Origin of the sequence: Paraburkholderia sp. 32, from assembly GCF_050435345.1 — a bacterium.
GTDB classification, from domain to species: Bacteria; Pseudomonadota; Gammaproteobacteria; order Burkholderiales; family Burkholderiaceae; genus Paraburkholderia; species Paraburkholderia tuberum.
This window is the reverse complement of the sequence record NZ_JBNDKD010000001.1, coordinates 2,614,646-2,627,121: the sequence shown is the minus strand read 5'-3', so window position 1 is coordinate 2,627,121 and position 12,476 is coordinate 2,614,646. Positions and strand designations below refer to the sequence as shown.

At 65.5% G+C, this 12,476-nt stretch carries 10 protein-coding genes; 7 read left to right on the top strand and 3 right to left on the bottom strand.

The window, feature by feature from the left end:
• Positions 1–9: 9 nt before the first annotated feature.
• A complete protein-coding gene (locus OKW26_RS12230; RefSeq protein ID WP_429353770.1) occupies positions 10–1,092 on the bottom strand; it encodes a GlxA family transcriptional regulator in 1,083 nt (360 codons plus the stop codon).
• Positions 1,093–1,417: 325 nt separating this feature from the next.
• Between OKW26_RS12230 and OKW26_RS12225 the strand changes: the two genes are divergently transcribed.
• Genes OKW26_RS12225 through OKW26_RS12200 form a run of 6 tightly spaced genes read left to right on the top strand, consistent with a single transcriptional unit; the run spans position 1,418 to position 8,389 of the window.
• Positions 1,418–2,812: an L-serine ammonia-lyase gene (locus OKW26_RS12225; protein ID WP_429353769.1), complete on the top strand. Its 1,395-nt coding sequence runs from the start codon at positions 1,418–1,420 to the stop codon at positions 2,810–2,812.
• A gap of 39 nt (positions 2,813–2,851) precedes the next feature.
• Entirely contained in the window at positions 2,852–4,096 is a 1,245-nt protein-coding gene (locus OKW26_RS12220; protein ID WP_429353768.1) for a sarcosine oxidase subunit beta family protein, read from the top strand.
• Positions 4,097–4,113: 17 nt separating this feature from the next.
• The gene (locus OKW26_RS12215; protein ID WP_018425086.1) at positions 4,114–4,449 is read left to right on the top strand and encodes a sarcosine oxidase subunit delta; all 336 of its coding nucleotides are present in this window, start codon (positions 4,114–4,116) and stop codon (positions 4,447–4,449) included.
• Positions 4,446–7,448, top strand: a complete 3,003-nt coding sequence (locus OKW26_RS12210) for a sarcosine oxidase subunit alpha family protein (protein ID WP_429353767.1) — start codon at positions 4,446–4,448, stop codon at positions 7,446–7,448. The genes OKW26_RS12215 and OKW26_RS12210 overlap by 4 nt, the downstream gene beginning before the upstream one ends.
• Entirely contained in the window at positions 7,438–8,094 is a 657-nt protein-coding gene (locus OKW26_RS12205; protein WP_429353766.1) for a sarcosine oxidase subunit gamma, read from the top strand. The genes OKW26_RS12210 and OKW26_RS12205 overlap by 11 nt, the downstream gene beginning before the upstream one ends.
• A gap of 31 nt (positions 8,095–8,125) precedes the next feature.
• Positions 8,126–8,389 carry a hypothetical protein gene (locus tag OKW26_RS12200; protein WP_018425089.1) on the top strand — a complete coding sequence of 88 codons (264 nt, stop codon included), beginning with the start codon at positions 8,126–8,128 and terminating at the stop codon, positions 8,387–8,389.
• A gap of 12 nt (positions 8,390–8,401) precedes the next feature.
• Here OKW26_RS12200 and ampC read toward each other — a convergent pair whose 3' ends face one another.
• The gene (gene ampC / locus OKW26_RS12195; protein ID WP_429353765.1) at positions 8,402–9,583 is read right to left on the bottom strand and encodes a class C beta-lactamase; all 1,182 of its coding nucleotides are present in this window, start codon (positions 9,581–9,583) and stop codon (positions 8,402–8,404) included.
• 280 nt (positions 9,584–9,863) lie between these two features.
• Here ampC and fdhA point away from each other — a divergent pair, with 280 nt between their 5' ends.
• Complete coding sequence (gene fdhA / locus OKW26_RS12190) at positions 9,864–11,063, top strand: formaldehyde dehydrogenase, glutathione-independent (RefSeq protein WP_184060221.1); 1,200 nt, start codon at positions 9,864–9,866, stop codon at positions 11,061–11,063.
• 19 nt (positions 11,064–11,082) lie between these two features.
• Here the strand turns inward: fdhA and OKW26_RS12185 are convergent, their stop codons facing one another.
• The gene (locus OKW26_RS12185) at positions 11,083–12,078 is read right to left on the bottom strand and encodes a GlxA family transcriptional regulator (RefSeq protein ID WP_429353764.1); all 996 of its coding nucleotides are present in this window, start codon (positions 12,076–12,078) and stop codon (positions 11,083–11,085) included.
• Positions 12,079–12,476: the final 398 nt, after the last annotated feature.

Here is a 12,476-nt window from a genome sequence, read left to right as displayed (position 1 = left end):
CGCGCGGATTCAGATCGCCTGCGCGCGGCCCGGAAACGTTTCGTCGTAGCACGAGCCGTCGTCGGCTTGCTCCGCCGTGCCGCGCTGCTCGCGATACATCATCGGCGGCACGCCGAACTGTTTGCGAAATTCCCGTCCCAGGTGCGAGGCGTCCGAAAAACCGCAGCTCGACGCGATATCGGCGACGGTTTTGTCTGAGCTCGTCAACAACCACGCGGCGGTGCGCAGGCGCACCTGCTTCGCGTAGGCTTGCGGCGCCTTGCCGGTCTGCGCCTTGAACAGCCGTTCGAGCTGACGCGGCGACAGATCGAGCTTGCCCGCCAGTTCGTCGAGCGGCAGCGCGCGGCCCACGTGCTGCTCCATCAGCAGGATCGCGCGCTTGACCTTTGGATGCGAGGCCGGCGCGAGACCGGGGGGATGCGGCTGCGGCGCGTTGCCTTTCTGCAGGTCGTCGACGAGCAGGATGCGCAGCGCCTTCTGCACCGTGGCGGTTTCGAAATGACGCAGCAGGATCGCGGCGGCGACGTCGATCGACGCGCGGCCGCCGGAACAGGTGATGCGCCGCCGGTCGATCACGAACAGCCGGTCGGCGACCAGCATCTGTTCGTCGACCGACGGAAACCGCTCGATGAAATCCCAGTAGTGAAACCAGCTCACGCAGATCCGATGGCCGTCGAGCACGCCCGCGCGCATCAGCGAGAACACGCCGGTGCACATGCCGACCAGCGTCGCGTCGCGGGCGGCGGCGCGGCGGATGAACGCGAGCGTCGCCTCGCTCGCGGCCGGCCCCGAGTGCAGCAGTCCGCCGACCACCACCACGTAGTCGAACTTCCCGGCGGTCTCGAAGGTTTCCCACGGCGTGATCTGGATGCCGCAACTCGCGCGCACCGGAGCCAGGGTTTCCCCGATCACGCTCCACGAACAGCGCACCGGCTTGCTGAAGTCGCCTTCGTCGGCGGACAGGCGCAGCAGGTCGACGAAACCCGCGAATGCGGTCAGCGTGAAGTTCGGCAGCAGGATGATGCCGAAGCGGATGCGCTGCTTCGTGGCTGTGTCGAGTGAGGGAGGGGCAAGCGTTTCAGCGGAATTCATGCGCGCGGCGGGTCGGTGAAAAGAACGGCGAAAGAGGAACGAACGTTGACCGAAACGGTGAAGCCGAGGATAGCACCACGGACCTTCAGCATTGCCGGCCGCAATCGGGGCGCCTGTCGCAAATGCGTCCCAAGTCATCGCAAATGCGCCGGAAGACCCGCCTGGCGGTTCACCTGACGACGCCATCCCATTGCGATGCCGTTTTTATTCTATCGATCCGGCCCGGCGTGCGGTGCAATAGACGCACATTCCATCCGGGCGCATGAGTCGAGTCGAAGCGCTTCCGGCCATCGCAACACGCAAGACACAACGCACAAGGCACGCCATGAACGTCAGCGTCTTCGATCTGTTCAAGATCGGCATCGGTCCATCCAGCTCGCACACGGTCGGGCCGATGATCGCCGCATGCCGCTTCGCATCGCACATCGAGGACGCGAATCTGCTCGGCTTCGTGCGGCGCGTCAGAGCCGAGCTGTTCGGCTCGCTCGGCGCGACCGGCAAGGGCCACGGCACCGACAAGGCGGTGCTGCTCGGCCTCGAAGGCAATCTGCCCGACCGGCTCGATCCTGAGCTGATCGAGCCGCGGCTGCGCGCGATCCGCGAGACCCGCCAGCTCGTGCTGCTCGGCAAGCATCCGGTCGCGTTCGACGAGCGCGAACATGTCGGCTTCTTGCGCAAGCTGATGCCGGGCGCGCCGGGCTCGGGCGTCGTGCATCCGAACGGCATGCGCTTCCAGGCCTTCGACGAGAACGGTCAACTGCTCGTCGAAAAAGAGTACTTCTCGATCGGCGGCGGCTTCGTCGTCAATCGCGACGGCGACCGCGTGAACGGCCGGCGCGCCAACGCGGAGGTGCCGTATCCGTTTCGCACCGGCGCCGATCTGATGCGCGTGTGCCGCGAAAGCGGCCTGTCCATCGCCGAAGTGACGTTGCGCAACGAATGCGCGACCCGGCCCGAGCACGACGTGCGCGAGGGCCTGCTGGCGATCTGGCGCACGATGGCCGCATGTGTCGAGCGCGGTTGCAAGGCGCGCGGCGAGTTGCCCGGCCCGATGCACGTGAAGCGTCGCGCGGCCGAGCTGTGCGAGCGCTTGCGCGCACGCTCGGAGGAATCGCTGCGCGACCCGCTGTCGATGCTCGACTGGGTCAACCTGTACGCGATGGCCGTCAACGAGGAGAACGCCGCGGGCGGCCGGGTCGTCACCGCGCCGACCAATGGCGCGGCCGGCGTGATCCCGGCAGTGCTGCACTACTACGTGAAATTCATGCATGCGGCGAACGACGCCGGCATCGTCGACTTCCTGCTGACCGCCGCGGCGATCGGCATCATCTACAAGGAAACGGCGTCGATCTCCGGCGCCGAGGTGGGCTGCCAGGGCGAAGTGGGCGTGGCCTGCTCGATGGCCGCCGCCGCGCTCGCGGCCGTGATGGGCGGCACGCCCACCCAGGTCGAGAACGCCGCCGAAATCGGCATGGAACACAACCTCGGCATGACCTGCGATCCGGTCGGCGGGTTGGTGCAGATTCCGTGCATCGAGCGCAACGCGATGGGCGCGATCAAGGCGATCAACGCGGCCCGCCTCGCGATGAAGGGCGACGGCAAGCACGTGGTGTCGCTCGACAGTGTGATCCGCACCATGCGCGAAACCGGCGCCGACATGAAGACGAAATACAAGGAGACGTCGCGCGGCGGACTGGCCGTGAACGTCATCGAGTGTTGAACCGCTACACCGCATCTGCAAAACCGCAAAGGACCGACGATGAGCCGCTATTCGATATTCAGCCTGCTACGCAACGGGATGTCGTATCACGAGAGCTGGGAGCGGCAATGGCGCAGCCCCGAGCCTAAACGTGAATACGACGTCGTGATCGTCGGCGGCGGCGGGCACGGTCTCGCGACCGCGTACTACCTCGCGAAGGAGCATGGCGTGCGCAATGTCGCGGTGCTCGAGAAGGGCTGGATCGGCGGCGGCAACACCGCGCGCAATACGACGATCGTGCGGTCGAACTACCTGTGGGACGAATCCGCCGCGCTCTACGAGAAGGCGATGAAGCTGTGGGAAGGGCTCGCGCAGGATCTGAACTACAACGTGATGTTCAGCCAGCGCGGCGTGATGAATCTCGCGCATACGCTGCAGGACGTGCGCGACACCGAACGCCGCGTCAACGCGAACCGCCTGAACGGCGTCGACGCCGAATTTCTCACGCCCGCGCAGATCAAGGAACTCGAGCCGACCATCAACCTGAACAGCCGCTACCCGGTGCTCGGCGCATCGATCCAGCGGCGCGGCGGCGTGGCCCGGCACGATGCGGTGGCGTGGGGCTTCGCGCGCGGCGCCGATCAGGCCGGCGTCGATATCGTGCAGAACTGCCAGGTCGTCGGCATTCGCCGCGACGGCAGCCAGGTGACGGGCGTCGACACGACGAAGGGTTTCATCAAGGCGAAGAAGGTCGCGGTGGTCGCGGCCGGCAACACGTCGACGCTCGCCGACATGGCCGGCGTGCGGCTGCCGCTCGAAAGCCATCCGTTGCAGGCGCTGGTGTCGGAGCCGATCAAGCCGGTCGTCAACACGGTCGTGATGTCGAATGCGGTCCACGCGTATATCAGCCAGTCCGACAAGGGCGATCTCGTGATCGGCGCGGGCGTCGATCAGTACACCGGGTTCGGGCAGCGCGGCAGCTTCCAGGTCATCGAGGGCACGCTCGAGGCGATCGTCGAGATGTTCCCCGTGTTTTCCCGCGTGCGGATGAACCGGCAGTGGGGCGGCATCGTCGATGTGTCGCCGGACGCGTGCCCGATCATCAGCAAGACCGATGTGAAGGGACTGTATTTCAACTGCGGCTGGGGGACGGGCGGCTTCAAGGCGACGCCCGGCTCGGGATGGGTCTATGCGCACACGATCGCGAAGGACGAACCCCATCCGTTGAACGCGCCGTTTTCGCTGGACCGGTTCTATACCGGTCATCTGATCGATGAGCATGGCGCTGCCGCCGTGGCCCACTAGTCGACAAGGAGACACAGATGCTGCTGATCGAATGCCCCTGGTGCGGTCCCCGCGCCGAAACCGAATTCTCGTGCGGCGGCGAGGCGGACATCGCCCGCCCGCTCGACACGGACAAGCTCACTGACAAGGAATGGGGCGACTACCTTTTCATGCGCAAGAACCCGCGCGGCGTGCATCGCGAGCAATGGTTCCACACGCAGGGCTGCCGCCGCTGGTTCAAGGCGCAGCGCGACACCGTCAGCTATGCGTTCCAGGGCTATCAGACGTTCGAGCGTCCGTTGCTGGCGCTGGACAGTACCGATACACAGGCAGCAAACGCACAGGTAAAGGCACAAGAGGGCAAAGCATCATGAGCCAGAAAGACCGACTCCCGACCGGCGGGCGCATCAATCGCGCGATCGCGCTGAGCTTCACGTTCAACGGCGTCGAGTATCAGGGTTATCAAGGCGATACGCTCGCGTCCGCATTGCTCGCGAACGGCATGCATTTCGTCGCGCGCAGCTGGAAATATCATCGGCCGCGCGGCATCGTGACCGCGGGCGTCGAGGAGCCGAACGCGGTCGTGCAACTGGAGACCGGCGCCTACACGGTGCCGAACGCGCGCGCCACCGAGGTCGAGTTGTACCAGGGGCTCGTCGCGAGCAGCGTGAACGCGAAACCGAGCATCGAGAAGGACCGCATGGCGATCAACCAGAAGATCGCGCGCTTCATTCCGGCGGGCTTCTACTACAAGACCTTCATGTGGCCGCGCAAACTCTGGCCGAAGTACGAGGAAGCGATTCGCGACGCGGCCGGCCTCGGCACCGCGCCGCGACAGCGCGACGCGGACCGCTACGACAAGTGCTTCGCGCATTGCGACGTGCTGGTGGTCGGCGGCGGCCCGACCGGGCTCGCGGCCGCGCACGCGGCGGCCTTGTCCGGCGCGCGCGTGACGCTCGTCGACGATCAGCCCGAGCTGGGCGGCTCGCTGCTGTCCTGCGGCGCGGAGATCGACGGCAAGCCCGCGCTGCGGTGGGTGCAGAAAATCGAGGACGAATTGCGGCAGTTGCCCGATGTGAAGATCCTGAGCCGCAGCACCGCGTTCGGCTATCAGGACCACAATCTCGTCACGGTCACGCAGCGTCTGACCGATCATCTGCCCGTGTCGCAGCGCAAGGGCACGCGCGAACTGCTGTGGAAGATCCGCGCGAAACGCGTGATTCTCGCGACCGGCGCGCATGAACGGCCGATCGTGTTCGGCAACAACGATCTGCCTGGCGTGATGCTCGCGTCGGCGGTGTCGAGCTATTTGCATCGGTATGCGGTACTGCCGGGTCGCAATGCGATCGTGTTCACGAACAACGACGACGGCTATCAATGCGCGCTCGACCTGAAGGCGGCCGGCGCGCAGGTGAGCGTCATCGATCCGCGCGCGGGCGAATCGAAGGGCACGCTGCCCGCGCTTGCGCGCCGCCATGGCATCAAGGTGCTGAACGGCACGGTCGTCACGGCGGCGCATGGCAAGCTGCGCGTCGCGTCGGTGTCGCTCGCCTCGTATGCGAAAGGGCAGATCACCGCTCAGCAGGGCCAACTGCCGTGCGATCTGCTCGCGATGTCGGGTGGCTGGAGCCCAGTGCTGCATCTGTTCGCGCAGTCGGGCGGCAAGGCCCATTGGCATGACGACAAGGCCTGCTTCGTGCCGGGCAAGGCGGTCCAGCCTGAGACCAGCGTCGGCGCCTGCGCGGGCGACTTCACGCTCGGCCAGGGCATCCGCTTCGCGCTCGACGCCGGCGTCGAAGCGGCGCGCGCGGCCGGGCACATCGTCGCGCGGCCAAAGCCGGTGCAGGTCGCCGAACTGAGCGAAACGAAGCTGGAACCGCTGTGGCTCGTCGGTGGACGCGAGTTGGCCACGCGCGGGCCCAAGCAGTTCGTCGACTTCCAGAACGACGTCGCGGCGGCCGATATCTTCCTCGCGGCGCGCGAAGGCTTCGAATCCGTCGAACACGTGAAGCGCTACACCGCGATGGGCTTCGGCACCGACCAGGGCAAGCTCGGCAACATCAACGGCATGGCGATTCTCGCCCAGGCGCTCGGTAAGACCATTCCCGAGACCGGCACGACGACGTTCCGGCCGAACTACACGCCGGTCACGTTCGGCACGTTCGCCGGCCGGGAATTGGGCGAATTGCTCGATCCGGTGCGCAAGACGGCGGTACACGAATGGCACGTGGAACACGGCGCGGCGTTCGAGGACGTCGGCAACTGGAAGCGTCCGTGGTATTACCCGAAAGCGGGCGAGGATCTGCACGCGGCGGTTGCGCGCGAAGCGCTCGCGGTGCGCACAAGCGTCGGCATCCTCGATGCGTCGACGCTAGGCAAGATCGATATTCAGGGCCCCGATTCCGCGAAACTGTTGAACTGGGTGTACACGAATCCGTGGACCAAGCTCGAAGTCGGCAAGTGCCGCTACGGCCTGATGCTCGACGAAAACGGCATGATCTTCGACGACGGCGTGACCGTGCGCCTCGCCGAGCAGCACTACATGATGACGACCACCACCGGCGGCGCGGCGCGTGTGCTCACGTGGCTCGAACGCTGGCTGCAAACCGAATGGCCCGACCTGCGCGTGCGGCTCGCGTCGGTCACCGATCACTGGGCAACTTTTGCGGTAGTCGGCCCGATGAGCCGCAAGGTGCTGCAAAAGGTCTGCGACGACATCGACTTCGCGAACGCGGCGTTTCCGTTCATGACGTATCGTGAAGGCACCGTCGCGGGCGCAGCGGCGCGCGTGATGCGCATCAGTTTCTCGGGCGAACTCGCGTATGAGGTGAACGTGCCGGCCAACGTCGGACGCGCGGTGTGGGAAGCGTTGATGGCCGCGGGCGCGGAGTTCGACATCACGCCGTACGGCACCGAGACGATGCACGTGCTGCGCGCGGAGAAGGGCTACATCATCGTCGGCCAGGATACGGACGGCTCGATGACGCCGCACGACCTCGGCATGGGCGGGCTCGTCGCGAAGTCGAAGGACTTTCTCGGCAAGCGCTCGCTCGCCCGCTCGGACACCGCGAAGGCGGGACGCAAGCAACTGGTCGGGCTGCTCGCGGAGGATGCGTCGTTCGTGATACCCGAGGGCTCGCAGATCGTCGCCGGTCCGTTCCAGGGCGACACCGCGCCGATGCTCGGGCACGTCACGTCGAGCTATTACAGCCCGATTCTGCAACGCTCGATCGCGATGGCGGTCGTCAAGGGCGGTCTCGACAAGATCGGCACGACCGTCACGATTCCGCTCGCGAGCGGCAAACAGATCGCGGCGAAGATCGCGAGTCCGGTGTTCTACGACAGCGAAGGAGCACGTCAACATGTGGAATGAAACAGGCGGGACGGTGTCCATCGTGGACCGCACGCTCGGGCGGCAAAACGGCGCGTGGCAGGAGTCGCCGCTGGTCGGTGCGGATGGGCTGCTGAAACAGCATCAGGCCAACGCGACCGCCGCGTTCCGGCTCGGCGAGCGGCCATTTTTCGAACTCGTGAACGTGCGCGGCGATACGCGCGACGCGGCGTTCATTCGCGCGGTGGAACAGGTGATCGGCTGCAAGCCGCCGGAGAAGCCGAACACCGTCGCGCGCGGCAACGGCTACGACATGGTCTGGCTCGGCCCGGACGAATGGCTCGTGCGTTCGGAGGCCGCGCACGATGCGACGCGCACGGCGCCGTTGCAGGCGAAGCTCGGCGCGGCGTTCGCGGGCGTGTTCGCATCGGCGGTCGATGTGGGCAGCGGCTATACGGTGCTTGAAATCACCGGCACGCGCACGCGCGACGTGCTCGCGCGCGGCTGTCCGCTCGATCTGCATCCCAAACTTTTCGGCCTGGGGCAGTGCGCGCAGAGCCACTATTTCAAGGCGTCGATCACGTTGCTGCCCACGGGCGCCGACAGTTTCGACATCGTCGTGCGTCGCAGTTTCGCGGATTACTTCGTCAGGATCATGCTCGACGCCGCCGAGCCGTTGATGTGCTGAGCGACGCGCGCTTCGCTTTGCTGATTTCGCCATGACGTCGGCACGCGCGGCCACCTCGCTCCTCACGGCACGCGCGTGCGATGAGCGCGATGCCGGCGCCGCGCTCGCGCTGCTCGATCAAAGTATCGCGCTGCGTCATCGGCGCATTGCGCTGATCCGCTATCTACTCGCGCGGGAGCTCGGTGCGCCGCTCGAAGCGCGGCATCATGCGTACGTCGAGAAAATCGCGGCTCGTCTGAGCGCGGATGCGCTCGCGCGGATCGCCGGCGCAGCGCGTGCGCGGCTGCGCCCGTAAGTCCACGCCGTATCAGGGCTTGCCGCCATCCAGCGCCGTCAGGATCTGATGCGCGGCGCTCACGCGCGCTTCGTTCGGGAAATTGCGATTGGCGAGCATCACGATACCGATGCGTTTTTGCGGCACGAACGCGACATACGCGCCGAAGCCGTTCGTCGATCCGGTCTTGTTGATCCAGACGTTCTGCTGCGGCGGCAGCGGCGGTTTGATTGCGGTCGACGGCGTCCCGTTGAGGACCATCTCCGGCGAATTGCCGGCCAGCAAGGTCGGCAACGCGACCGGATACGGGTACTGCTCCCAGATCAGATCCTGGGTCAGCACGCCGGACTGGAAGTAGCCGGTATGCGTGTCCGTGATCGCGCGCTGCCACTGACTGTCGAGCGGAATCAGATTCATGTTTGCCTGCACGTAACGCAGCATGTCGGCGGCGGTCGACTTCACCCCGTACGCTTCGGCGGAAATCACGCCGCCCGTCAGGCGGATCGGCGCACCGTCTTTCGCATAGCCCTGCGCGTAGTCCGGCATTTTCGCCGCGGGCACGTCGATATAGGTGCTCTTCATACCGAGCGCCGGAAACACGCGTTGCTGCATCAGCACGGTGAAGTCCTCGCCCATGCTCTTCGCGGTGATCAGGCCGAGCGTGCCGATGCCGGGATTGGAGTAGGTGCGGAACGTGCCGGGCGCATGAGCGGGCTCCCAGTCGTGGAAGTACCGCAGCAATTGCGCGTCGTTATGGATGTCGTCCGGCACCTGGAGCGGCAGACCGCCAGGCGTGTGCGTGCCGAGGTTCAGCAGGCTGACTTTGCCGAACGGGCGGCCGCGCAGCGTCGGCAGATAGCGCTCCGTGCTATCCGACAACGACAGCCTGCCGTCCAGCTGCGCGTACGACGCAAGCGTCGCCGTGAAGGTCTTGCTGACCGAGCCGAGTTCGAACAGCGTATCGCGTGTGACCGGCTTGCCGGTTTGCGTCGACGCGACGCCGTAGTTGTACACGTAGGGCTTGCCGTCGTCGATCACGCCGATCGCCATGCCGGCGATATGGTACTTCGCCATCAGCGGCCTGATCGCGGCATCGATGGTCGGTTGGAGTTGCGCGGCGGTGGGCTCGGCCGCGTGGCCGACGGGCGAGATCGCGCAGAGCGTGAACAGCGCGAACGTGGCGGTTGTTATCAGTTTGAGCGCTCGGGTCTTCATTGCAAACGGGTCCTCGGTCGGGGGAGTGTGAATCGGTGGATCGGCGATTCGGCTGAGGCAGCACTATCCGGCTTTTGAGAACCGCTGGCAAACGAGGATAAGTTAGGCGACGGTAAAGAAAAAGTTGTGGGCGGCAATCCGAGCGGCGCCGGCGTTGTCGGCTGAAGCCAAACGCGTGTCGGGTTCGACACAGGTGTCGCTCCGGGCGGCCGCTACGCTGGTGAAATGGTGCGCCGCGCGGCGTGCGGGGCGTGCCGCTCACGAACATGGAGACGAGACAATGAGCAGCAATCGCGGCGTCGTGTATCTGGGGCAGGGTATGGTCGAAGTGCAATCGATCGACTACCCGAAGATGGTCGATCCTCGCGGCCGTTCGATCGGCCACGGCGTGATCCTGAAAGTGGTCAGCACGAATATCTGCGGCTCCGATCAGCACATGGTGCGTGGCCGCACGACCGCCGAGGTCGGCCTCGTACTTGGGCACGAGATTACCGGCGAAGTGATCGAGGTCGGGCGCGATGTCGAGACGCTGAAGGTCGGCGATCTGGTGTCGGTGCCGTTCAACGTCGCCTGCGGGCGCTGCCCGACCTGCAAGGCGCAGCATACCGGCGTGTGCCTGAACGTAAACCCGTCGCGCGCGGGCGGCGCGTATGGCTACGTCGACATGGGCGGATGGATCGGCGGCCAGGCCGAATACGTGCTGGTGCCGTACGCGGACTTCAACCTGCTGAAATTTCCCGACCGCGCGCAGGCGATGTCGAAGATCCGTGACCTGACGTGCCTGTCCGACATTCTGCCGACCGGCTATCACGGCGCGGTGATGGCCGGCGTGCAGCCCGGTGCGAGCGTCTACATCGCGGGCGCGGGCCCGGTCGGCATGGCGGCGGCCGCGTCCGCGCGCCTCCTGGGTGCGGCCTGCACGATCGTCGGTGACATGAACGAGGCACGCCTTGCGCATGCGCGCAAGATGGGCTTCCAGACTATCAATCTGTCGAAGGACGCGACGCTCGGCGAACAGATCGAGCAGATTCTCGGCAAGCCCGAAGTGGATTGCGCGGTGGACTGCGTCGGCTTCGAAGCACACGGTCACGGCAGCAGCGCTTCACACGAGGAGGCCCCGGCCGCGGTGCTCAATTCGCTGATGGAAATTACCCGCGCGGCCGGCGCGATCGGCATTCCCGGACTCTACGTGACCGACGATCCGGGCTCGACCGATGCCGCCGCGCGCCAGGGCAGCCTCAGCTTGCGTTTCGGGCTCGGCTGGGCCAAATCGCACTCGTTCCACACCGGGCAGACGCCGGTCATGAAGTACAACCGCAATCTGATGCAGGCGATCCTGTGGGACCGTTTGCCGATCGCCGACATCGTCAACGTGACGGTGGTGTCGCTCGACGATGCGCCCGAGGGTTACCGGCAATTCGACGGCGGCGCGCCGAAGAAGTTTGTGATCGACCCGCACGGGTTGTTGAAGGCCGCTTGAGGTTCGTTGGCCGCTGGTATCAAGCGGCCATCACCGGCGCGTTCGATAGCGAAGGCACCTGCTTGCGACGCTCGCGCGTCGGCGCGGTGCCGAACGCATCGCGATAGCTCTTCGAGAAGTGGCAGGCCGACTGGAAGCCGCAGGCCATCGTGATGTGCATGATCGACATGTCGGTCTGCAACAGCAGCTCGCGCGCGCGCCGCAGGCGCAGTGTCAGATAGTAGTGCGTCGGCGTCATCCCCAGATGTTCGCGGAACAGCCGTTGCAACTGCCGTTGCGACATGCCGGCGAGCCGCGCCAGTTCTTCGCGCGACAGCGGCTCCTCGATGTTGTTCTCCATCAGCGAGATCACTTCGAACAGCGACTTGTTGGCCGAGCCGAGCCGCGCGACGAGCGGCATCTTTTGCTGCGCGCTGGTGTCGCGCACGTGTTCGACGATGAACTGCTCGGCGATCTGCGTGACCCGAGCGGTGCCAACACGCGGCGCGATCAGGTTCAGCATCATGTCGAGCGGCGCGACGCCGCCGGTACAGGTCACGCGATCGCGATCGATCACGAATAGCTCTTTCAGAAAGCGCGTATCGGGAAACTCTTCCTTCAGCGCCGACATGTTTTCCCAATGAATCGCACACGCATAACCGGCCAGCAGGCCGGCGCGCGCGAGCGCATAGGTGCCCGTGCAAAGACTGCCCAGCACGCAGCCCATGCGCGCGAAACGGCGCAGCGCGGACAGATGCTCGGCGGTGGTGGAGCGCTGCACGTCGATGCCGCCGACCACGAACACGATGTCGGGTTGCCCGACGCATTCGACCGGCCCCGTATCGACGGATAACCCGTTGCTCGCCATGACCGGCCCGCCGGCGGGACTCACGATCGACCAGCGGTAAAGCGTCTGGCCCGTCAGATAGTTCGCCATGCGTAGCACTTCGATCGCGTTCGAGAAGGCGATCATCGTGAAGTTGGGGACCGGCATGAATGCGAAATGCGACAACGATGCCGTGCGATCGGTGGACATGGGAACGGTGATTCCTGATGTAAATGTCGCGTCGCCGTGGGGAGGGCGACTATCTGAATTCTGAGTATCAGGGCAACTACCGTGCCATCAGGCTAAACCCTCGGATACTGCGCACAAAGCCTGGAATAGCTAAGCAATCGACTGATGAAAGCATCCGCGCGGCACCGGAACAGCGCGGCGACGCTCTTGCAGCGCACCCGATCGGCGCAGGAATACTGCGTTGTAGTGCAGCGCTGAGCGCGCGGATTGCGCCGACTTGTCGAAAAAGGTTGCGCATGGCGGAAAAGGCAAAGAACGCGTCTGAATTCGTAAATAGACGCGCCGGGTGACCGTCAAGAATAGACCCAGGGCAAAGCGGTAGCGCGATCCCGCCGGCAACCCGCAGCGGCCTTCCCGTC

Coding starts and splice junctions, on each gene's coding strand:
- OKW26_RS12230 (WP_429353770.1), bottom strand. CDS start 1,092: ATGAATTCCGCTGAAACGCTTGCCCCTCCCTCACTCGACACAGCCACG.
- OKW26_RS12225 (WP_429353769.1), top strand. CDS start 1,418: ATGAACGTCAGCGTCTTCGATCTGTTCAAGATCGGCATCGGTCCATCC.
- OKW26_RS12220 (WP_429353768.1), top strand. CDS start 2,852: ATGAGCCGCTATTCGATATTCAGCCTGCTACGCAACGGGATGTCGTAT.
- OKW26_RS12215 (WP_018425086.1), top strand. CDS start 4,114: ATGCTGCTGATCGAATGCCCCTGGTGCGGTCCCCGCGCCGAAACCGAA.
- OKW26_RS12210 (WP_429353767.1), top strand. CDS start 4,446: ATGAGCCAGAAAGACCGACTCCCGACCGGCGGGCGCATCAATCGCGCG.
- OKW26_RS12205 (WP_429353766.1), top strand. CDS start 7,438: ATGTGGAATGAAACAGGCGGGACGGTGTCCATCGTGGACCGCACGCTC.
- OKW26_RS12200 (WP_018425089.1), top strand. CDS start 8,126: ATGACGTCGGCACGCGCGGCCACCTCGCTCCTCACGGCACGCGCGTGC.
- ampC (WP_429353765.1), bottom strand. CDS start 9,583: ATGAAGACCCGAGCGCTCAAACTGATAACAACCGCCACGTTCGCGCTG.
- fdhA (WP_184060221.1), top strand. CDS start 9,864: ATGAGCAGCAATCGCGGCGTCGTGTATCTGGGGCAGGGTATGGTCGAA.
- OKW26_RS12185 (WP_429353764.1), bottom strand. CDS start 12,078: ATGTCCACCGATCGCACGGCATCGTTGTCGCATTTCGCATTCATGCCG.